General features: G+C 43.3%; 21 protein-coding genes. 12 read left to right on the top strand and 9 right to left on the bottom strand.

What is annotated here, in order from left to right:
* Positions 1-144: 144 nt before the first annotated feature.
* From ACEW80_RS10480 to ACEW80_RS10460, 5 genes are all read left to right on the top strand, one after another.
* Positions 145-705, top strand: a complete 561-nt coding sequence (locus ACEW80_RS10480; RefSeq protein ID WP_373526512.1) for a F0F1 ATP synthase subunit B — start codon at positions 145-147, stop codon at positions 703-705.
* A complete protein-coding gene (gene atpH / locus ACEW80_RS10475; protein WP_373526511.1) occupies positions 702-1,256 on the top strand; it encodes an ATP synthase F1 subunit delta in 555 nt (184 codons plus the stop codon). Before ACEW80_RS10480 ends, atpH begins: the two co-directional genes overlap by 4 nt.
* Before the next feature lie 164 nt (positions 1,257-1,420).
* Positions 1,421-2,941, top strand: coding sequence for a F0F1 ATP synthase subunit alpha (gene atpA, locus ACEW80_RS10470; RefSeq protein WP_373526510.1), 1,521 nt, complete (start codon positions 1,421-1,423; stop codon positions 2,939-2,941).
* 143 nt (positions 2,942-3,084) lie between these two features.
* Positions 3,085-4,032, top strand: a complete 948-nt coding sequence (locus ACEW80_RS10465; protein ID WP_373526509.1) for a F0F1 ATP synthase subunit gamma — start codon at positions 3,085-3,087, stop codon at positions 4,030-4,032.
* A gap of 240 nt (positions 4,033-4,272) precedes the next feature.
* Entirely contained in the window at positions 4,273-4,404 is a 132-nt protein-coding gene (locus ACEW80_RS10460) for a hypothetical protein (protein WP_373526508.1), read from the top strand.
* A gap of 117 nt (positions 4,405-4,521) precedes the next feature.
* On the opposite strand, the gene ACEW80_RS10455 is transcribed toward ACEW80_RS10460, so the two are convergent.
* The gene (locus ACEW80_RS10455; protein ID WP_373526507.1) at positions 4,522-4,707 is read right to left on the bottom strand and encodes a hypothetical protein; all 186 of its coding nucleotides are present in this window, start codon (positions 4,705-4,707) and stop codon (positions 4,522-4,524) included.
* Positions 4,708-4,921: 214 nt separating this feature from the next.
* Here ACEW80_RS10455 and ACEW80_RS10450 point away from each other — a divergent pair, with 214 nt between their 5' ends.
* The gene (locus ACEW80_RS10450) at positions 4,922-7,201 is read left to right on the top strand and encodes a DUF1796 family putative cysteine peptidase (protein WP_373526506.1); all 2,280 of its coding nucleotides are present in this window, start codon (positions 4,922-4,924) and stop codon (positions 7,199-7,201) included.
* Positions 7,202-7,462: 261 nt separating this feature from the next.
* Positions 7,463-8,359 (top strand): Rpn family recombination-promoting nuclease/putative transposase, encoded by an 897-nt coding sequence (locus tag ACEW80_RS10445; protein WP_373526505.1) that lies wholly within the window; start codon positions 7,463-7,465, stop codon positions 8,357-8,359.
* 118 nt (positions 8,360-8,477) lie between these two features.
* Here the strand turns inward: ACEW80_RS10445 and ACEW80_RS10440 are convergent, their stop codons facing one another.
* Both ACEW80_RS10440 and ACEW80_RS10435 read right to left on the bottom strand, forming a co-directional pair.
* Complete coding sequence (locus tag ACEW80_RS10440; protein ID WP_373526504.1) at positions 8,478-10,007, bottom strand: acyl-CoA synthetase; 1,530 nt, start codon at positions 10,005-10,007, stop codon at positions 8,478-8,480.
* Positions 10,008-10,113: 106 nt separating this feature from the next.
* Positions 10,114-11,850, bottom strand: a complete 1,737-nt coding sequence (locus ACEW80_RS10435; RefSeq protein WP_373526503.1) for a protein kinase — start codon at positions 11,848-11,850, stop codon at positions 10,114-10,116.
* A gap of 309 nt (positions 11,851-12,159) precedes the next feature.
* Between ACEW80_RS10435 and ACEW80_RS10430 the strand changes: the two genes are divergently transcribed.
* Positions 12,160-12,852, top strand: a complete 693-nt coding sequence (locus ACEW80_RS10430) for a PEP-CTERM sorting domain-containing protein (RefSeq protein ID WP_373526502.1) — start codon at positions 12,160-12,162, stop codon at positions 12,850-12,852.
* 122 nt (positions 12,853-12,974) lie between these two features.
* Here the strand turns inward: ACEW80_RS10430 and ACEW80_RS10425 are convergent, their stop codons facing one another.
* Together ACEW80_RS10425 and ACEW80_RS10420 are read right to left on the bottom strand one after the other, a co-directional pair.
* A complete protein-coding gene (locus ACEW80_RS10425; protein WP_373526501.1) occupies positions 12,975-14,525 on the bottom strand; it encodes a YcjF family protein in 1,551 nt (516 codons plus the stop codon).
* A gap of 494 nt (positions 14,526-15,019) precedes the next feature.
* Entirely contained in the window at positions 15,020-16,291 is a 1,272-nt protein-coding gene (locus tag ACEW80_RS10420; protein WP_373526500.1) for an FGGY-family carbohydrate kinase, read from the bottom strand.
* A gap of 157 nt (positions 16,292-16,448) precedes the next feature.
* Here ACEW80_RS10420 and psaM point away from each other — a divergent pair, with 157 nt between their 5' ends.
* Together psaM and ACEW80_RS10410 are read left to right on the top strand one after the other, a co-directional pair.
* Positions 16,449-16,580: a photosystem I reaction center subunit XII gene (gene psaM, locus ACEW80_RS10415; protein WP_190912801.1), complete on the top strand. Its 132-nt coding sequence runs from the start codon at positions 16,449-16,451 to the stop codon at positions 16,578-16,580.
* Positions 16,581-16,831: 251 nt separating this feature from the next.
* The gene (locus tag ACEW80_RS10410; RefSeq protein ID WP_373526499.1) at positions 16,832-17,242 is read left to right on the top strand and encodes a hypothetical protein; all 411 of its coding nucleotides are present in this window, start codon (positions 16,832-16,834) and stop codon (positions 17,240-17,242) included.
* A 128-nt stretch (positions 17,243-17,370) separates the two neighbouring features.
* Here the strand turns inward: ACEW80_RS10410 and ACEW80_RS10405 are convergent, their stop codons facing one another.
* Positions 17,371-18,090 carry a tetratricopeptide repeat protein gene (locus tag ACEW80_RS10405; protein ID WP_373526498.1) on the bottom strand — a complete coding sequence of 240 codons (720 nt, stop codon included), beginning with the start codon at positions 18,088-18,090 and terminating at the stop codon, positions 17,371-17,373.
* 380 nt (positions 18,091-18,470) lie between these two features.
* Between ACEW80_RS10405 and ACEW80_RS10400 the strand changes: the two genes are divergently transcribed.
* Positions 18,471-18,935 (top strand): hypothetical protein, encoded by a 465-nt coding sequence (locus ACEW80_RS10400; protein ID WP_373526497.1) that lies wholly within the window; start codon positions 18,471-18,473, stop codon positions 18,933-18,935.
* A gap of 189 nt (positions 18,936-19,124) precedes the next feature.
* On the top strand, positions 19,125-19,586 hold the full coding sequence (locus tag ACEW80_RS10395) for a heat-shock protein (protein ID WP_373526496.1): 462 nt from the start codon (positions 19,125-19,127) through the stop codon (positions 19,584-19,586).
* A 356-nt stretch (positions 19,587-19,942) separates the two neighbouring features.
* On the opposite strand, the gene ACEW80_RS10390 is transcribed toward ACEW80_RS10395, so the two are convergent.
* The 3 genes from ACEW80_RS10390 to ACEW80_RS10380 all read right to left on the bottom strand — a co-directional run bounded on the left by ACEW80_RS10390 (position 19,943) and on the right by ACEW80_RS10380 (position 21,496).
* Positions 19,943-20,434, bottom strand: coding sequence for a YajQ family cyclic di-GMP-binding protein (locus ACEW80_RS10390; RefSeq protein WP_373526495.1), 492 nt, complete (start codon positions 20,432-20,434; stop codon positions 19,943-19,945).
* Positions 20,435-20,513: 79 nt separating this feature from the next.
* Complete coding sequence (locus ACEW80_RS10385) at positions 20,514-20,912, bottom strand: MAPEG family protein (RefSeq protein ID WP_373526494.1); 399 nt, start codon at positions 20,910-20,912, stop codon at positions 20,514-20,516.
* Positions 20,913-20,992: 80 nt separating this feature from the next.
* Positions 20,993-21,496: a DNA recombination-mediator protein A gene (locus ACEW80_RS10380; RefSeq protein ID WP_373526555.1), complete on the bottom strand. Its 504-nt coding sequence runs from the start codon at positions 21,494-21,496 to the stop codon at positions 20,993-20,995.
* Between the last annotated feature and the right edge of the window lie 63 nt (positions 21,497-21,559).

Here is a 21,559-nt window from a genome sequence, read left to right as displayed (position 1 = left end):
GCTAGTCCCAGAGCGCTTAATTAAGTGTAAAAAAGGCACTTTCTCCCTTTGAGGAAAGATACTTGATTTCCCTTTGGGGAAAGATACCTTAATTTCCCAGAAGGGAAAATACAACGTATTAGCAAGCGAGCAGCGCACTTGTAAATGGGTATCATGGGGACATTTTTATTACTTGCCGCAGAAGCGAACGCTGTTCATTCTGAAATGGCAGAAGGTGGTTTCGGTCTAAACCTAGACATATTTGAAACCAATATCGTCAATTTAGCGATTCTAGTTGGTACATTATTCTACTTCGGACGTAAAGTTTTAAGCAAGATCCTGAACGAGCGACAAGCTAATATTGCTACCGCAATTCAGGAAGCAGAAGGGCGCTTAAAAGAGGCACAGGTTGCCCTATCCCAAGCGCAAAAGCAGTTGACCCAATCTCAGGCAGAAGCACAACGCATCCGCCAATCTGCTGAAGAAAACGCTATCAAAGCTAAAGAAGCTTTGTTGACGAAAGCAGTGCAAGACGTAGAACGCTTGAGACAAACCGCAGCAGCCGATTTAAACACCGAAACAGAGCGAGCGATCGCTCAACTGCGGCAACGAGTTGCTACACTGGCATTGCAAAAAGTCGAATCGCAACTCAAAAGCGGAATTGCCGACGATGCTCAACAAAGTTTAATTGACCGCAGCATCGCACAACTCGGAGGCAATGTATGACAAGTCAAGTAGCGACAGTCGAAGTAGCCCAGCCTTATGCACAGGCACTTTTGTCAATAGCGCAATCGAAAAATTTGACAGAACATTTCGGGGAAGAGGCGCGTACTTTCTTAAGCCTGTTGAGAGCAGACAAACAGCTACAAAACTTCTTTGGCAATCCGTTTATTCAGTCTGAGAGCAAAAAGGCTCTGATCAACCAAGTACTCGGTGAAGGCGCTAATCCCTACTTACGCAATTTTTTGCTAATACTGGTAGATAAACGGCGCATTGCATTCTTGGAACCAATTCTTCAACAATATCTGGCGCTGTTGCGGCAGCTGAATCAAACCGTATTAGCGGAAGTAACTTCAGCCGTTCCCCTCACAGAAGCTCAACAGCAGGCAATCATCCAAAAGGTAATTGCCATCACTAATGCTCGCCAGGTAGAACTAGAAACCAAGGTAGACAACGAGTTAATTGGTGGTGTGATCATTAAAGTAGGCTCGCAGGTAATTGACGCTAGTTTACGAGGTCAGTTACGCCGCCTTTCATTGCGCTTAACCAGTGGTTAATAGGAGAGACGCGATTAATCGCGTCTGTACTGGAGTTAGGAGTTAAGTAAACAGTAATTTATTTTGACTTTTAACTTCTAATTTTTGCATTTTTAACTCATCACTCAGCACTCATTACGGGCTAAACGCCCCGCTAACGCTAACAGCACTCAAAAAATAGACACATGAGCATATCAATTAGACCTGACGAAATCAGCAGCATTATCCAACAACAAATCGAGCAATACGACCAAGAAGTCAAAGTTGCTAACGTTGGTACTGTTCTACAAGTTGGTGACGGTATTGCCCGGATCTATGGTCTAGAAAAGGCTATGGCTGGGGAACTCTTAGAATTTGAAGATGGCACAATTGGCATCGCCCAGAACTTAGAAGAAGACAACGTGGGCGCGGTGCTGATGGGTGAAGGGCTGGAAATTCAAGAAGGTAGTTCTGTAACCGCCACTGGTAAAATTGCCCAAGTACCCGTAGGAGAAGCCTTAATTGGACGAGTTGTAAACGCTTTGGGTCTTCCCATTGATGGCAAGGGAGACATCAAGAGCACAGAAAGCCGTTTGATTGAATCTCCAGCACCCGGTATTATTGCTCGTCGATCTGTACACGAACCGATGCAAACGGGGATTACAGCGATTGACTCAATGATTCCCATCGGTCGTGGTCAACGGGAATTGATTATTGGCGATCGCCAAACCGGTAAAACTGCGATCGCAATTGACACCATCATCAACCAAAAATCAGAAGATGTAGTTTGTGTCTACGTTGCCATCGGTCAAAAAGCTTCCACAGTTGCTAACGTGGTACAGACATTGCAAGAAAAAGGCGCGATGGATTACACCGTCGTCGTCTTTGCTAGCGCCAGTGAACCAGCAACCCTACAATACCTAGCTCCCTACACAGGCGCAAGTATTGCTGAGTACTTTATGTACAAGGGCAAAGCTACCCTGGTAATTTATGATGACCTCTCCAAGCAAGCCCAAGCTTATCGGCAGATGTCCCTGTTGCTACGTCGCCCACCCGGACGCGAAGCGTACCCTGGAGATGTATTCTACATTCACTCCCGCTTGTTAGAAAGAGCCGCAAAGCTGAGTGACGAATTAGGTAAAGGCAGTATGACCGCCCTACCAATTATCGAAACCCAAGCTGGTGACGTTTCGGCATACATCCCCACAAACGTAATTTCCATTACCGATGGTCAGATATTCTTGTCTTCTGACTTGTTTAACGCTGGTATCCGTCCCGCTGTAAACCCTGGTATTTCTGTATCTCGTGTGGGTTCTGCGGCTCAAACCAAGGCAATGAAAAAAGTTGCCGGTAAGATTAAATTGGAACTAGCCCAATTTGACGACCTGCAAGCCTTCGCTCAATTTGCTTCCGACTTGGATAAAGCCACTCAAGACCAGTTGGCACGGGGTCAACGGTTGCGCGAACTCCTCAAGCAGCCCCAAAATTCGCCACTCTCGGTATATGAGCAAGTGGCAATTTTGTATGCGGGGATTAATGGTTATTTAGATGATGTACCTGTAAATCAAGTAACCACCTTTACCAAAGGTCTGCGGGAATACTTGAAGAGTGGTAAACCCCAGTATGCCCAAGCAGTACAAGCCTCCAAAGCATTAGGTGACACAGAAGAAGCTGCTTTGAAGGAAGCACTGACCGAATATAAGAAGACCTTCAAAGCTTCAGCGTAATTAGTCATTAGTCATTAGTCATTAGTCATTGGTAAATAACTAATGACTAATGACAAAGCGCAAAGTCTAAGCGCCGGCTTCCGGCGATCAGAACTTTGTAAGAGAGGACAAGTGACAAATGACTAAGGACTAAGGACAAGAATATGGCCAATTTAAAAGCAATACGCGATCGCATTCAGTCGGTCAAAAACACCAAGAAAATCACCGAAGCCATGCGCCTAGTTGCAGCAGCTAGAGTGCGTCGGGCGCAAGAACAAGTACTAGCGACTCGCCCCTTTGCCGATCGCTTGGCACAAGTATTGTATAGTTTACAAAGCCGTCTGCGCTTTGAAGATGCAGACCTACCACTACTGAAGAAACGCGAAGTTAAGTCAGTTGGGCTGTTAGTAATTTCAGGCGATCGCGGACTATGCGGCGGCTACAATAATAACGTTATCCGTCGTGCCGAAAACCGCGCCAAGGAAATCAAGGCAGAAGGTCTAGACTATCAATTTGTGATCGTCGGACGCAAAGCTACGCAGTACTTTCAACGCCGCAATCAGCCCATTGATGCCACCTACAGCGGCTTAGAGCAAATCCCCACCGCAGCGGAAGCCAATGAGATTGCCGATCAACTACTTTCCTTATTCCTTTCGGAAAAAGTAGACCGGATCGAATTAATCTATACCAGATTCCTTTCCTTGGTTAGCTCTCGTCCTGTAGTGCAAACCTTACTGCCCCTCGATCCGCAAGGTCTAGAAGCAGCCGATGACGAAATTTTCCGCTTAACAACCCGTGGCGGTAAATTTGAAGTCGAACGTGAGAAAGTGACTAAGCAAGCCCGCACGTTGGCTCCTGACATGATTTTCGAGCAGGACCCAGTGCAGATTCTTGATGCTCTGTTGCCCCTGTATCTGAGTAACCAGCTATTACGGGCGCTGCAAGAATCGGCGGCTAGTGAACTAGCAGCTCGGATGACAGCCATGAGTAATGCCAGTGAGAACGCTGGTGAATTGATTAATACCCTCACACGGTCTTACAACAAAGCTCGACAAGCTGCAATTACCCAAGAACTCCTTGAGGTTGTTGGTGGTGCTGAAGCACTAACTTAGAAATAGCTAATTGTTGGTTGTGATAAATAGCTAGTTACTAATTGTTTTTAAATTAGCAACTAGCTATTTTTAAGTATTTGGGAAATTTAAATTAGTTGACATTGACGGCAGATGGTTTAAGAGGTTGTTTGAAAAGTCGCAAAGTATGCTACGAACCCCTCTTCAAACCTCTCCCCTACAGGGCTACAGTGTACACACAAATCTTTTAAAGTTACTGCGTAACATAGGGTAAGTTAATTCTTGCAAGTCGATGCAACTAAGGTGCGAGTCAATGCAACTAAAACGCAGGTCAACGCAACTAAGGTGCAGGTCGATACAACTAAGATGCGAGTCGATACAACTAAGGTGCAGGTTAATGCAACCAAGATGTAGGTCGATGCAACCAAGATGTAGGTCGATGCAACTAAGGTGCAAGTCGATACAACTAAGATGCAGGTCAAAAGACTTGTGTGTACACCGTAGCCCACAGGGAGAGAGGCTCTGAAACCCTCATTTTTGCACAAACTTTCGTCCACCTCCGTAGACTAACAAAAAATCAAAAATTTCTAACCCACGGATTATGGGTTTTGCCTGTGTAGCCGAGCCAGTGCCTTGGGGAGCCAGCACTGTTTGCGTAGCATCTTCTTTAGGAAACTTAGGAAAAGACGGGCATCCAACGAGCCACTTTAGTTGCAACTGACTGACGACTAAAAGTAGCTAGGGATTGTAATGATAAATTAGACTTTTTAAGTATCCTTTAAGAATATATTAAGAAAACATTTACGGTATAATGTCCCCTAATGTTTTCAATTTTGAATTGCTGTTAAGAATTATATGTGATATCTTCAAAGCAGTTTTAAGAATTCAACCTTCCTGTTTGGTATCGTACCTCTAAGTCAGGGAGAAATCTATGTATCGATTCCAGATAAGTGCATCCACCCAAACAGGCGAATCCATCGGTATCGTCGGTTCTACTCCCGAATTGGGATTATGGGACATTAAAAGATGTGTCCACCTTCGGACAAATGCCGATCGCTATCCTTTATGGTCGACAGACACAGAAATCGACATTCAGCCATCTTTGGAGTCAGGCGATGTCTCACGACAACCCACTCCGTATCTACCCCAAAGAGTTGAATATAAATATATACGTCTCGATTCAAACGGTAATGCGCGATGGGAAGCTTTAGGTTCAAACCGTTGGGTGCCCAGCAATACTGACGAGTCCAGTACTATTGTTGTTGATGATGGCGCATTCGGTTATTTGCAGCCTTATCCATTTGGATACATTGAAGAGCCTGCTGTCAAGATGCCCTTGAAGGAAGATTCTAAAGGACTAAAAATTGTAGTTATCGGCAGTTCCGTCGCCTTTGGTCATAAAGCCTGGTTGTTGAAAGGTTGGGTCTGGCTGTTGGCACAGGATTTGCAGCAAAAATACGGGCATCAACTCATAAATATGTCGGAGGTGGGGGCGAATGTCAGCAGAACGATCGCCCGATTTGCCTCAATTGTCACCCCAGAACAACCGGATGTAGTTATTATTGCCCTGTCTCTAGGCAACGAAGGGTTAGCCCACTGTGCCCCTCACCAACGACGGACAGTACAGCGGCGGTTTGAAAGTGGCTTGCAGCGGCTTGTCAAAATGACGCGGGAAATAGGAGCTATTCCGATTTTGGGCGGAGTCTATCCCAATGGCAACTATGAGTCAGAACATCATTGGTTGCTAAAGGAGACACACAACCGGATGCTGAATTGGGGCGTGACTGTACTAGATTGGTTGGCAGCAGTGGATAATGGGCAGGGACGCTGGAAAGCGGGGATATGCTTCGACCCGGCTCACCCAAACACGGTCGGTCATCGCCTCATGTATGAAGCGATCAATCTGCATTTGTTCCAGATTGACAAAAACAAATTAGCACAAGAAAAACAACGTTTCCGACAGACGAATGAAGTCTCCATCTACCTTGATAATGGGGGCTTCCATGTCTTGGCTCAGATCGAAGAGAATCGTTTACGGATCATCAATCCATCACAATACAGTTACACGATCGCTCCCCATTGGCATGAACTACAAACTGCACTCCAAAGTAAGGCAGGATTAATACCAGGTATTTACATTGCGAAATCTATTAAGGAAGGGATGATCCCCTTCTTTGCCGTGCAAGAGGATGGTGCGATCGCCACTACAATAAATATTCCCCCTAATGCTGACCTAGAATATAGCGCTGCCTTCAATCTCTTTTCGCCGAACAACTCACAAGTTTTGTTCTATGACGGAGACTTGGGGATTTTACAAGCAGATGAACGCCACCTCTGGGTAATCAACGAATCAGACAACGAATACAATATACAGCCGATGTGGCAAGAGGTACGCAAGGCACTGAAAGCTGTGCCATTGGGTGTATATGAAGATCCGCTTCATCCAGATGCACCCTTTCGCACCATGATGATTGGTAACGACGGGTTAGAAAGCCGGGTAAAAGCACCACCCAAGTCAGCAGTGTTTTTCCAATACAAGTGCGAATTATCGGACATTAGCCGTATCGCTATTCTCCCCTTGGGCGATCGCTGTGCCGTCCGCATGATGCTATATAAAATGGAGTATGATGGCCCCGCCTTTCCATTTGATCTAACGCGCACCACCAATATTGCCGATGTTGCCGATGCGATCGAAAACGGTTTTGATGATATGTGGAACCCTGACTTTCTGCACTACAGTCAAGACGCAGGCAGAATCTATCATAGTAAGTGGTCGGGTCTGTCCTTTGCCCATGAAGTCGAGGAGACAGAAGACCCTCTTAATGATATGTCTCCCGTCCATGAACGGATGCGCGTTCGGTACACGGCACGCTCAGAAAGGTTTTGGTATGCACTGCGGCACTGCGACAAAGTGCTTTTCATCCGCACCGGAATTAGCGATCGCGCTGGTGTAATAGATTTGGTTAACAAGCTGCAAAAACAATGCCAGGGGAAACCATTTCATCTTTTGATCCTTTCTCCCCAAAGCGATGATGAGTTTTTAAACCTTCCCAATGTGTTGCATTACAATGTCGAGTTTAATCCCGATCTCATGTATGACGATTTGGGACACTGGATGTACTGCACAGAGGTGATGCGTCAAATTCTTAAATCCCTTGGTGTGTCGAGTAAAAACCTCTTCTGGTGTCCGCCGAATCCTCCGAAGGAGTGAGAAATTAGGGTAGGGGCGATGCCTGCGGTGGTCACTGCGTTGCCCTGAGCTTGCGTTGCCCTGAAGTCAAGCGATCGCCAGAGTGACACCACTCGCGTTTGTTGGGGAGTATGTAGACGCAAAGTAATTTGTTGCTAGATATCGCCGCGTAGGCAGAGCTACAACTTAGGCGATGTCTACGACGCGCTATTCGGCGTCGCACTATTGGTTTGTGAAGCTAAAATTGATCAGTAAACAAGTTCAGCAAGATAACAATACTTCATGCGGCGAGACTCGATATTTTACAAACTATTTCAACAATCTCCCACATTATTATTTGAATTATTAACCAATCCGCCGACAAATGCAAGCGCCTATCGATTTGACTCAGTAGCAGTCAAAGAACCCAAATTTGAAATAGACGGCGTATTCCTCCCACCAGAAAATGCAGGTGCAGGGGTAGTGTATTTCTGTGAAGTCCAATTCCAGAAGGATGAACAGCTTTACGAAAGAGTATTTGCTGAGTCATCACTATATTTTTACCGCAACCGCCAGAGATTTAGCGATTGGCAAGTAGTGATAATTTACCCATCTCGCAGTCTGGAACAAAGCCAGATTCATCCCCATCGCTCATTGCTTAATGGCAGACAAGTGCATCGAATATATTTAGATGAATTGGGAGATATTCGGACTTTACCTTTATGGGTAGCGCTGATGGTATTAACAACAGTCACAGAAGAACAAGCACCAGAACAAGCCAAGTATTTATTAACCAGAACTCAGCAAGAACTATCATCGCCCACAAGTAGCGCCATAATAGAGATGATTACGACGATTATGGTGTACAAGTTTGAGCAATTAAGTAGAACAGAGGTAGAGTCGATGCTCGGAATCACACTCAAGGAAACGCGAGTTTATCGGGAGATTAAAGAAGAAGGGCGCGAGGAAGGGCGCGAGGAAGGACGCGAGGAAGGACGTGAGGAAGGACGTGAGGAAGGACGTGAGGAAGCAACAGTTAATCTAGTTAACCGACTGCTAACAAAGCGATTTGGCGAACTGACTCCAGAAATGCGTTTTGCCATCACTGGTTTACCTTTACCTGTTCTGGAAGACTTGAGTGAAGCACTGTTAGATTTTACCAGTGTGGCTGATTTGCAGTCGTGGTTAGCAGAACGATAAGCCCACTCCTCTCTAGGTGCTGCTAAAATAGAAGCGATCGCTCGCTTGACTTTTAAGAGACTCACTACAATCATGCTTAACTGAACCGTATTGAGGTCTAATTGGGCGTTTACGATCGCTAGGCTCGAAATAGTTCAACCACTGTCGGCTTAATCACTTTCCCCATAGCGTTGCGCGGTAATTCTTCAAGCGTCAAAATTTGGGTTGGCACTTTATAGACAGCCAATCGCTCTTTTGCCCAACTCCTGAAAGATTCTAATGTTAAAGTTTGTGACCGTTGCAATACTAACGCCGCACAGACTCGCTCACCCCACTCTATATCTGCAATCCCAACTACTGCACATTCTTGAATATCTGGGTGCGATCGCAACACTTCTTCAATTTCCAAAGCTGAAACTTTATACCCTCCCGTTTTGATGATATCCACGCTCATCCTTCCCAGAATCCGGTAGTTACCGTTCTCAACTACGGCAGTATCTCCAGTACAAAACCAGCCATCTCGGAAAGCTTTGGCGGTTGCTTGGGGATTTTGCCAATATTCTAAAAACACTCCGGGGCTTTTGACTTGGATCTCTCCTGGTGTCCCTGCTGGGACTAACTCCCCATTCTCATTCACTAATCTCACTTCAACTTGAGGTAGTGGTCTTCCTACATATCCAGACAACCGTTCACCATGTAAAGGGTTTGATAGCGCCATGCCAATTTCCGTCATCCCATAGCGCTCCAACAGAAAATGTCCGCTGATGCTTTGCCACTTTTCTAAAACTTGAACTGGTAACGCTGCTGAACCAGAAACCATCAGGCGCATTTTAGCACAACCTGCTGACATACTCTTTTGGCGATCGCTAGAGGCGTTTTCCCAAGCTGCAATCAACTTCACATAAATCGTTGGTACTGCCATAAATAGGGTTAAGTCACCTTCACAAATTCGGTTCCAAACAATTTCGGCATCGAACTTGCTCAACAGATGGCACTGTGCGCCAGCCCATAAAGCGCAAGTCAATACGTTGACAATTCCATGAATATGATGTAGAGGCAGTATATGCAAAATGCGTTCGCGCAGCGTCTCCGCAGGAGAATCGCTAGATGTCCATTCCCAAGCGGTGATTAAGCTAGTTACTTGCGCTTGAATATTTTCATGGGTTGTAACCACACCCTTCGGTTTACCTGTTGTACCGCTGGTGTAAAGAATCAAAGCGCGTCTAGTGATGTCTACTTCTGGGAGTGGAGCAATATCAGATGGGAGCGTTTCTGAGGTGAGGATAAATCGCAGATTTTGTTCAGTTGCGAGCGATGCCTGCGGCGGTAAACTACGCAGTATAGCCTCAAAATTAGGATGGGCAACGATAATTGATGCTCCAGAATTTGTAATAACATACTCTAATTCTGGTCGCGGGTGGGAAATACACAGAGGTACAGCTATGCCACCAGCCCGCCAAATTCCCCATTGAGTAGCTACATATTCAAACCCAGGTGGGATCAGAAAAGCAACTCGCTGCTCCTGTAAATCTTCAGTATTCTGAAGAAGACTTGTCGCTATTTGACTAGAGGTGTGGAGCAAATCCCGATAGGTAAATGCTCCATCCGTTGTAGCAATCGCTATTTTATCGTTGTGTTTTTCAGCACGAGTAATCAATGGGAGATTCACGTTAATTTACCGATTGAGGGTTGATTTCAGTCTAGTTACTGAAAGCATATAGCAATCCCGGCAGTGGTAAATATGTAATGATACAAAAGCCTGAAATCTTTGTTGGTTAGTGGATAACCAAGCTCCTCCGGGGTGGTAACAGGGAACTCTTAACTCCTGAGATGGAAGCTACTTTTTGATGTTCAGCTACCAGGCGTTGCTTTTGAGTATACTCATTCAGTTTGACTTGAGCTTGAGCATAAACTAGAGTATCTTTGGGAATATTTTGGAGAAGTTTTACAGCACTATTAAAATCACCAATAAATGCTTTTTTATAGGCTTTCTGTAAAAAGTATGCTGCTCTGATCTGCCGCTTTCGACTGTATTCGGCCAACTTGTCTTGAATTAAAGCCCCGGCAGAACTCTCTTGAGGAATTTGACGCAGATAATTTAAGGCAGTAGAAAAGTCTCTTTCTCTAGCTCTTTCGTAAGCTTTTGTTAATAAATATTCTGTCTGTACTTCAATGTTGACGTATGCTTGCTGAACTAGTTTATTTGTTTTAGATTGCCAATATGAAATATCTGGAACTTTAGCAGCCGCATCAAGAACATCTGACCATCTGCTCTCATTAAAAGCTGTTTCAGCTATTTGGTATTCCTGTGCTGCTACTTGCCATTGCTGTTGCCATTCTCCCATTGTGGCTTGAGCTTCTGGATAGACATTGCTGTGAGAGGGAATTGATTTAACCAGTGCGATCGCTTCTTGTAAATCTCCCCTTTGATATTCTTCTGTTGCTTTATATAAAGTGTCTGTTTCTGAGTATGCTGGTGAAGTATTAATTAAAGAATATACACCAAATCCCATCAATAAAGAATTAGCCGCCAGTCCTACTTTCATTCCTGTTAATAACGGGGATAAATTCCCAAATGTAGGATTTTGAGAATTATTATCTTCAATCGCCGCTTTTATCGGAAATTGATCATCTGCTTCTAATATTTCTGGTGGCTGAGTTTCCCAGATTATTTGTTTGAGTACCCGCAGTACGTCACCCGCAGACTGAAAGCGATCTTGGCAATCATAGCGGATCATTTGACTGAGAACAGCAGCTAGATAATCGTTAACTGGCGTGTTTGGCGATCGCCAAAAAATTTCATTAGTATAAGGATCAACTTTTAATTGTAGTGGTTCTAACCCTGTTAAAGCCTGGATGGCAATCATACCCAAAGCATAAATATCACTATTGGGCTGTGTTTGACCAATAAATTGCTCTGGCGGTATATACCCCAATGAAGTAACGGGAATTCTATAAATTGGCAATTCCGCACATATCCCAAAATCGATAGATTGGATTGAGCCAAAGTCAATCAATACTAACTTGCGTAGGGCTTCGTCATTACGTCTGATTAAGTTTTCTGGTTTAATATCGCAATGGATAATGCCTTGAGAGTGAACAAATTCTAGAATACCTAAGACATCTATCAAGAATTCTACAACTTCGCTTTCACTCCACAGACACCCCCACTGTTGATTGATGGGCAATTCCGCAGTCAGCGTATGTCCTTCAATACACTCTTGCACTAAATAAAATCGCTCGTTTTCTTCAAAGCAGGCGATGAATTCTGGAATTTGGTGATGGCTTCCCAGCAGCTTGAGGGTTTGGGTTTCAGTCAGAAACAGTGACCTCAGCATCTCCAAGTAGCCGGATTCGGAACTGCTAACTTTTATCTGCTTAACAACGCATTTGGGATTCTGTGGGTAATCTACGTCTATAGCAATGTATGTTTGTCCAAATACCCCTGAACTCAGGCTTTGGACAATTTCGTAACGCCCTTGTAGTAATTTACCGATTATGTGCTGGCTCATGACCTGGTTACTCAGTAAGTCCTTTTATTTAGTTTTTCTGACATTCCCTCCTAATTTCCGGAATGCTTTAGAAATAAAAAAATAGAATTTTGATACCTTAAATACTAGTTAATTTTTTAAGTATTTTTACGTAAGAAAACAGAATATAATATAAAGTTTATGTAAATTATATATAAAGTTTATGTATTTATATTTAGAATACCGTGTCTTATAATATTGTGATGTTGACGACAGCATTATTAAATGTTAATGAACAATTTTTAGTTTTGTGGATTTTATCTAAACAGTTCAAATTTAGAGAGGTATGCAATGAAAAAGTGTTACAAATTGGCAATTACGGCTGCTATTGTTGGATTCGGATTAGGAACGCTGAACGTAGCGCAAGCAGCAAATGTTAGTTTTAGTAGTTCAAATGAAGGTTGGTGGAGTGCGAGCGCTAGTAACAATAACAATAACGACAACTATCTAACTGGAAATTCCAACCCGGCTAATCTTCGTAGCTTTTTTACATTCGATCTTAGCGCTTTAGCTGGAGTCTCCTCAGCAACTTTGCAAGTTCAACGATTTGAGGGTTCAGGAAATCCAACACAGACTCTTGTTTTTTTTGATGTTTCAACATCTGCTGATGTACTTAGTCAAAAAGTTAATAATCCTAATATTAATATTTATAACGATTTGGGAAGTGGGAAAAACTATGGAACTTTTAACGTCAACACTTTTGGCGATTCAGACGAAATCCTAAGTTTTGTTCTAAACTCGGACGCTATTGCAGATATTAACGCCAGAAGTGGACAATTTTTCTCAATTGGAGGTGCGCTTTTGGGTGATATTGAAACTGGAAACCAGTATCTATTTGGATTCAGCGGTGATTCGTCTGCTACACTTGTGGTTGATGCCGATCTAGCCACCGTTCCAGAACCTGGCACTTTTGGCGGCGCAGCCCTTGCTGGTATTACGGGTTTTTGGCTAAAGCGCAAAAGAAAAGCGTTCCAAGGTCTATAGGCTAATTTAATTTGATGTCTATCCAAAAAAGTATTTTTTCCTAGAAAAATCTCAATGCTCTTGCTTTTTTGTAAGAGCATTTTTGACAGTAGTTTGTAAAAAAAGTTTATAGTTATTTAGAATTATTCTCTGCTTTCTTGTTCCTCGATCGCTTCAGATTTATCTTGTAAAGGCTTCACAACCCGCGCGATCGCTTCCTGAATAAAAGCCTTGATAAATTCATCTCTGCGATTAATTTGAAACTGTCGCTGTACAACCTCCGTCATTCCACCATCACCCCAATCTTGATCATGACGAAAATATTCAATAAAACTTTTACCAGCAATTCGCGTTAAATAAGCTGCTGTTACGCCTTGAATGGCTCTACCAATAATAAAAGTAGCAACATTGAGTTGCAAAGCGGTAGAAAGTAATTGAATTGCTCCCTTAACAATGCCTAAACTGGCGATCGTTTTCGCTAAAGAAAGGGCTAATTCTCGTCCCCGTTCCATATTCAATTCACAGCCGTACACTCTCCCGATTTCGACAACCATTTGAGCATTGACTGCGGCTGTTGCTAATAAATCTACAACTGGTATAGGCGTGACTGATACCACACCAGCACCAATCCACTGAAACCGATCCACAATTTTGTCAGCTTGACGGCGACGCTGGCCGTCGATGAGTTTTCGCGCCTCGTCTCCCAATCGCAGAGATTGCAAAAGAATGTTATCCGCCACCAAATCTTCACCCTCGGCGCGTAAAACAGCAGCCGTGCGCCGCAACAAAGGAACAATATCCGGTTCTGGCTGAAAGGTTTCGCCAGTTTCTAGTTGTGCAGATTGGGGATTAGCAGCGATCGCCACCACATCATTAGTAGCAATAAATCCCCGTACTCTTTGACGCAACCGTGCAAGGATGGCTTCTTTGTCTTCATCTGTGTATAAATCAGTTTTGTTGAGAACTAAGAGCGATCGCTTACCAATTTCTGCTAATCCCCGTAACGGCTCATATTCTGATCGTCGTAAATCATTATCGACCACAAACAACAGTAAATCTGCTTCCGTCGCCAGTTCTCGCGCCATTTGTTCCCGTTCTGTTCCCGCCACACCCGCTTCTAAAATCCCAGGCGTATCCGTAATTAAAATCTTGCGTTCTAACCCTTTTAACCGCAGACAATAGGTTTCCCCAACCTGAGTTGTACCCATCGGTGCATCCACCTGACCAACCATGCGCCCCATAATGGCATTAACTAGGGAAGTTTTACCTGCACTCCCCGTACCAAATACCACTACTTGAATTTCACCCCGTGCTAAATTCGCCTCAATCTCACGCGATTTACTTAATAAAGCTTGACGTGCTACTTCATCTTGAATTTGCCCTACCTGTTGCCGCACGGCCTGTAAAGTTGTGGAAGCAGCGTCAGATTTGCCAGCCGGAATTTGTGCCGCAGTCACTCGCTTCGGGTTGCGGCGCGATCGCTTTTCCCCAGCCCGAATCACCACTACATAATAGACAAAAGCGGCAACCAAAGCTCCTATAAGCACAATCAGCAGCAACAGCAGCAGATTGCCAAGCAACGGTGAATAGGACAATTGCCAGTAGAGCCGTGATAGGGAATCAATTAGCCATAGGGCTAGCCCCAAAATAACGATCAGACCAACAATCAGCGTTATTATGCGTGACAGAGGCATGGTTGGGATAGGTTAGTGGGTATTTGAGTAAGCAGATGCTTCTGATCTTAATAGTTTCAGTATTTTTTACCAGAGTAGTCAGAAGCAGCTTTTGATCAACGAGGCTGAAGTTGAGCCTTTGAGGGTGAAACTTTAAGTTCTAACTCTCCACTACCCGATACTTCTAATATTCATAGCTCCAGTATTTTTAACTAGGGTAGAAAAAAGCAACTATTTGATAAACTAAGAGCGCATTTTGGATCAAATTTGCTTTTACTCACTTCTTAATTACGAATTGGTATTAACCGAACCGTATTGCCTCAGAACTCACACCGATATATTAAAGGGGACAGATGACATTCGCTTGTGGCGAAGCACCCATCCCCGAATAGCTGATGATAAACTTAGAATCCTATAGTCCGGTATCTATTCATCTTAGTATCGACCGAGATATGGCAATTGTCACTGGGATAGATACTGATTTACAAGATATCTGCAAAAAGATAGTTAGACAATTACTTTTGTTCACCGTTTCTTCCTTCCCCCATCGCCAACAGCGCCGTCCCGTAAGCAGCTTCCGTGTACACTGACGCAACTACAGGAACCTGTAAATGACGCGCCCTAATTGCAGTCCAAGTATCATTCGCTGCGCCACCGCCAGCAGTATAAACACGGCTTAACTTGTCTGCCCCCATTTGTTGTAATAATTCATAACCCCGTGTTTCTATGCGGGCAATACTTTCTAACAACCCATGTAGAAATTCCACTGGATTATCTGGGCGGGGTGACAAACGTGGGGGTAAATTGGGATCATTAATCGGAAAGCGATCGCCTGCTTTCAATAATGGATAATAATCTAACTCGCTAGCAATTGAAGCATCAATCTCACGGCTAAGGCTTTCTAACTCAGCGTTTGTGAAAAATTGCTTTAGCACTGCACCCCCAGTATTAGAAGCACCACCAGTCAACCACAAATTATTTAGACGATGGCTGTAAATCCCATATCTGGCATCTTCTACACGGGTACGACTTAACAATTTTAGTACCAATGTTGAACCCAGGGAAGTCACCGCTTCACCAGGCAATTTTGCCCCACTGGCGAGAAAAGCAGCAATACTATCAGTTGTACCAGCACATACCAGACAATCACGGCGGAAACCGAACTTATTTGCAATCTCAGGACGCAATTCTGCAATTGGAGTCCCAGGAGTTAAAACTTTGGGTAGCTGAATCGGTATTTGCAACTTTTCTAGCCATTCTGGGTATTTCAAATCTTCCACGTCATAACCCAGCTTTAAAGCATTGTGGTAATCGCTAATACCTAAATACCCATGCAGGAGAAACGCCAGCCAATCTGCTTGATGCAGGAAATATCTAGCTTCATTAAAAGTAGGTAACTGCCTCATCCACAAAAGTTTGGCCAGGCTGGAGGTGGCACTCAACACGTTATGATTTGGAGGTGCGACACTCTTCAAATGCTCTAGCACTAATGATCCCCGCGCATCGTTGTACAGCATTGGTGCATCTACAGGATTACCAACAGCATCAACTAGCAAGACGGTTGAAGAAGTACCATTAATTGCGATCGCTTTAATTTCTCGCCGCAATTCTTCAGGTATTTGTTCCACCAGCACAAACAAAGCCTCCTGCCAAATTTTTGGCGTAACAGCAGCTGGTGAGTCTTGGAAAGGATATCGCACCTCAGCCTGGATACAAAAAGCTTCCTCGTTAATCACTACCGCGCGCGCGCCAGATGTGCCGAAATCGATACCCAAATACAAACTCATATTTTTATAAATTTTTCTCAGGTCGAATAACTAACGACTACTGATCAATAACTGCTTTTGTTGCATCTTGTAACAAGATATTCCCCAATCTTGGCAAAACAAGGAAAAGTAGTAAACGAACTGTTCAAAATCTATTCAGGTTAGGAGGTTTTCAGCCATGCCTATCTTAGATACTCTGTACATCGCTCAGGTGTCTTCCATCTCAGATACTCAAGTTTACATCGCTCTAGTTGTAGCCTTGATCCCCGGAGTTCTAGCTTGGCGATTAGCCACAGAACTTTACAAATAACGCTACGATGTGACACAGTTAAAAAGCTAATAATCCTGGCAGTACGGGGTGCAGTTTCTAGACCTTGCGGCTTTATGCCATAAGTAGCTAGAAATCTTACACTTACGTAAGCCAGGTTATTTTTTAACTTGGGCAACACTTGTAGCTATTTCAAAAAAATGAAGTAATATGACAGCTAAATCAAGCAGTAATTAGCGCCAGAGGGCTTTTACAGTGCTTCCCTTCACTAAGCGAGGTTATTTTTTAGCATCATGAACGCGATTCAACCCTCCAGACCACCGTTACAGCCTATACAAAAACGCCGGGTCGTTCCTCGACCAAAGCGGCATCTTCGTCAACGTTCCTACCAGGTGATGGCACTGGAAAGCACAGCCAAAATAGCGGTTAATCTTGTCGTTACAGGCGTTGCAGCATCTGCATTGGCACAACTTTTGCCTTATCATTGGTTACAGCAAGGAAAGTTGCGAGAAATTAGTACTGAAGTCAAGCTGATGGAAGCGCGTGTCAATGGTTTGCAGGCAGAATTTGGCCGTAACTTTGACCCTCAGCAAACTAAAACTATTATGCAACAACAAGGATATCGATTTGATCCCAGCCAGCGCCGGGTCGTATTGATGAATCAGGATCGCCGAAAAGATGAACAAATAGAGTCATCACCCTAAGACAGGCGAATTTGGAATTATTTAGATTTCTGGTGATTAAGGCTACGTGTGAACTGGGTGTTAATTTATATTATTGCTAACAAATAACAGCGTCGCTACGCTCCAATTGAAAATCGTTCATCTACCAATTAGGACGCTGATTCAGATAGCAACTCCTTTAGCCAATTTTCGAGATGCAAACGCAAGCGAGAACCACTAATATCCCTATTGTTGTCAATAGAGGACAGTTGAGTCAGGGCGCGACGATAATCAGCGATCGCACAATTCCAGTCGCCCCAAAGATGGTAAGTCCTGCCGCGTTCAGCCCAAATATGACCTTCTAGTTGACCGAAAAGCAGTGCTACCTCAAAATTCTCAATTGCCTCTTCGTACTGCCCCAAATCACGCCAGGTAATCCCTCGGTTAATCCACGCCCGGACATGGCGAGGATTCAAATCAATTGCTTGATCGTAGTCGGCAAGTGCTACTGCTAATTCCCCACAAGCAGCGTAGTAATTTGCCCGATTATTATAAGCACTAGCCAGATTAGGATTAAGTTTGAGGGCGGTATTATAGTCGCAAAGAGCTTTTCGCGTTTCACTACTTTGGAAATAAATCAGCCCTCGATTGTTGTAATCCACAGCATTGTCGGGATGGCGGTAAATTAGTTGGCTTAACATGGCGATCGCCTCAGTGTAATCTCCTTGTTGAGCCGACCTTAAAGCACAAGAACGTAAGTAGCTATCCTCTAAAGTAGATTCGCTGCGATCGTTTGTCCTCTGCTCTGGGATTTTATTTGTACTATTTAAAACATATTTGGATTGGTTATTTTGCTGGTTGTCGGAAGCTAAAAATGGGTGAATATTCATCTTTCCCTGCCTGAAATACGTGCTTTTTGAAATTAAATTCTAGTTTTTAGGCGCTGGTGGTTTTAACTACTATGTATATTATTAAGGTATTTATGGTTACTTGAAAGCCATCTCAAGACTGAATTTAAACTACTCGCACCAATAGAAATCTACGCCCTAAATAAACAATTGATTCTCAAACCTAACTATGGATACTTCATCTCCAAGCTGAATTCCAGAAATAGCAGATGTTAATTTCAAAGACTAGTTAAGTAGTGAGAGCAACAAATTGGTAGAATGCCAGCAAGACAGATGAGAAAGAGGACAGGGGGACAGGGAAAATAACCAATGCCCAATGCCCAATTTCTAGATGTAATTTTTAAGTTTTGAAAAATTTTCCAATGACAACCGCAATTTCCTATCCCAATGCCCCCGATCTAGCAGCCGACGATTACATTGTTATCGGCTTGGCAACTTGCTTCGTCAAAGAAGATGGCGAAGTTTATCAAATCGAAGTTATAGAACCAATTCCCTCTGCGGCTTTGGAAGCGCTTTTAAAGGGCATTCCTACCTCCTATAAGCTGGCTCATGCAACAACTTTGGGTTCTTTGCTTGATGGCGATTTACAAGTCCTGCCAGATGGCTTCCCAGAATCGGCTCAGTTTGGAGAGGAATTTGTGCCACGAGCATTTGCAGCAGCTCGTACCTACAAGCGTCGTGAATGTGCAAAATCCCTGATTCCCTTAGGTACAAACTACAGTGAGTTTAAGTATTCTATTGAGCGCAAGCGGGTGCTAAATGCTGCTAGAGTTGTTACCAAAGAAGACAACATTAAACAGCATTCTCACACTCACAAAGTTCTTTAGGTAATTATGCTAAAACTTTGTTTTCCAATTGAAGATGTTATTTCTAGCATCTTCTTTACCATCTGCTGATTCACCCTTTGGGGTTCGCCAGTCCATTCGGCGGCATAGCCGCACGTGTGGCTGGACTCACTTTGTGGACTAGTTCTGTACTTATTCTTTCTCGAAAATGGACTAACATTGATACATTCAATGGAGCCTGAATATCTTGACGACAAAAACGAAAATAATCCGATCTTATACAAGTTTATAGTAACCTATGGCTTACACTGCTTCACTAAAGAATCAAATGAGCTTTCCAGCGACGAATCAAAATTCTTGATGTACCACGCACCAAATGAGTCCAGACAATTCAATTTTGAAAGATATGAACTCTCAAAGCAGTTACCTAGCATTATCAAGTCACTATCTGAGAAGACAACGTTAGTCTGCCACGCTGGATATGGGAATTTTGCAACCGTTAAAGTTTTGGATTCAAACAGTATTGAGGTTGATTATTATGTTGTTTTCAAAGTATTTAAAGAAACTAAAAAGCTTAGATTACATATTATAACTGCCTACCCAAAATACGAAGGTATAGGTAGAGTAAAAAAAGTAAGCTTTTTCATCATAGCCAAAAACTTATTGAATAATCGGAAATTACCGAGTTTATAAATAACAAAGGCTCCTTAAGGAGCCTTCGCCAAAAAATAAATTTTTGGTATTCAGAACGTCTTTACCGGAATTCCTCGACCTAAAAGGTAACGGGATGTCATGTTTGGGACATGTCTGCTGCATCCATCTATCTTGCATATCTCCAAAAACAATTATTAACCCTAGTTACACAGGGGTTGTAGATTCGTTCTTTGAGATATATATAGTATAGTGTATAGTTCTATTTAGATCAAGTCCAATGGCAGTAGATTTTGAGTAGTAGTTATCTGAGCGTCCGGCATTTCAAAAAAGTATTGGCACAGGGGCTTAAAATAATTCGTAATTCGTAAATAATTCAATTACGAATTACGAATCTATTAACGATAATTTGTAAATTGCAAAGCCACTGGGTAGTCTTCTTGTTTCAACCTCTGCATGACAACTTGCAAGTCATCTTTAGATTTGGCAGAAACCCGCACTGCGTCACCTTGAATTGAAGCTTGTACCTTTTTGAATTCGTCCCGAATTAATTTAGAAATTTGTTTGGCGATTTCCTGACTGATGCCTTTTTTGAGTTTGATTTCTTGACGCACGCGATTACCGCTGGCTGATTCAACTGTGCCAAAATCAAAGATTTTTTGGGAGAGGTTGCGCTTGGCAGCTTTATCCCGCAGGATGTCGTGTAAAGAATTTAGGGTAAACTCGCTGTCAGTGCTGACATTAATGCTTTCTTCGACTAACTCGACAGTAGTTTGAGTATCTTTGAGGTCATAACGACCTTTGATGTCTCGTATAACTTGATCGACAGTGTTAACCAATTCTTGTTGGTCAAAGTCGCTTACAATGTCAAAGGAAAAAGTGGAAGCCATAAAGCATTTTGGATTTTAGATTTTGGATTTTAGATTGAGGGTTGGTATTAGTCCCCACTCCCTACTCCCCACTCCCCAATTATCTATTAGCTTGGATGATGCTCAAGAAAATGAGAGTGGCAGAGCTAACGGAGCCAATGCCAAACATCAGCGATCGCAAAAGGGGTATATTCAAAATATAAAAAATTGAGTATAGCAAACGGGCTACCACAAAGGCGATCGCAGCGACCATTGCTGTAGAAGAATTTACCCCAGTTACGTATGCCATTAATGCGGCTGCGGCAAATATCATAAACGCTTCAAAGGTGTTTTGATGTGCCCAAGTAGCTCGTTGGGCATAAGGTGGCAATTTATCAAGCATAGCGCGAGGAGTAGAAAACATTTCATACCCAATACGCACACGGGCATAAGCTACCACAAAGAATGGGACGTAAATTAGAACAGCAGCAGCAGCGATCGAGTATAAAAAAATTATCATAACTTATTAGTTATTGGTTATTAGTCATCAGTCATCGGTCATTAGTCAAATATAAAAGACAAATGACAAATGACAAATGACTAATCAAAATAGAAAAGCGTCACCACTTTTCTTTGTTCTTCTGCATCCTGACAAGTTTGCAACAAAGTGCCACTGTCATGAAACGCAAAGCAGATCAGTTGCTGGCAACGAGAAACAATTTCCTTATTGCACAGGTAACTAGCTTCAGCGAGAGACAAGTTATCATTACTGGTATTTTCCACTAAATGCATTACCTGTTCTAGTTGCTGGCGCGATTCCAAAGGCTGGCGTTCTAAGCTTTGGGGTAGAATCACCGTTAACAAATTCGGATCAGCCCGCGTTGCTCCCCGGATGGCAGCTGAATTTGTACCTGTAGCACCGGAAGTAATGATGCGATTACCCGATAAAACTAGGGCATATGTCATCATTTCAATCAGATGCTGATGCGTAATCGGGACATGACGAGAACCCAGCAAGGCAATTCTTTTAGAACCCGTTTGCTGGATTGTCGCCAGTTCTTGCGCTAATGTGTCGAGGTTAATAAGGTCTGTTGATTGGCTCAAAGATGGAGATAATCCAATTAAACAACCCACATATTTTACCAAACAGCGTGTAGGTGTGCGGCC

This window comes from Nostoc sp., from assembly GCF_041747015.1.
Taxonomy (GTDB): domain Bacteria; phylum Cyanobacteriota; class Cyanobacteriia; order Cyanobacteriales; family Nostocaceae; genus Nostoc.
The sequence above is the reverse complement of the archived record's forward strand: the minus strand, read 5'-3'. Positions and strand labels throughout refer to the sequence as shown.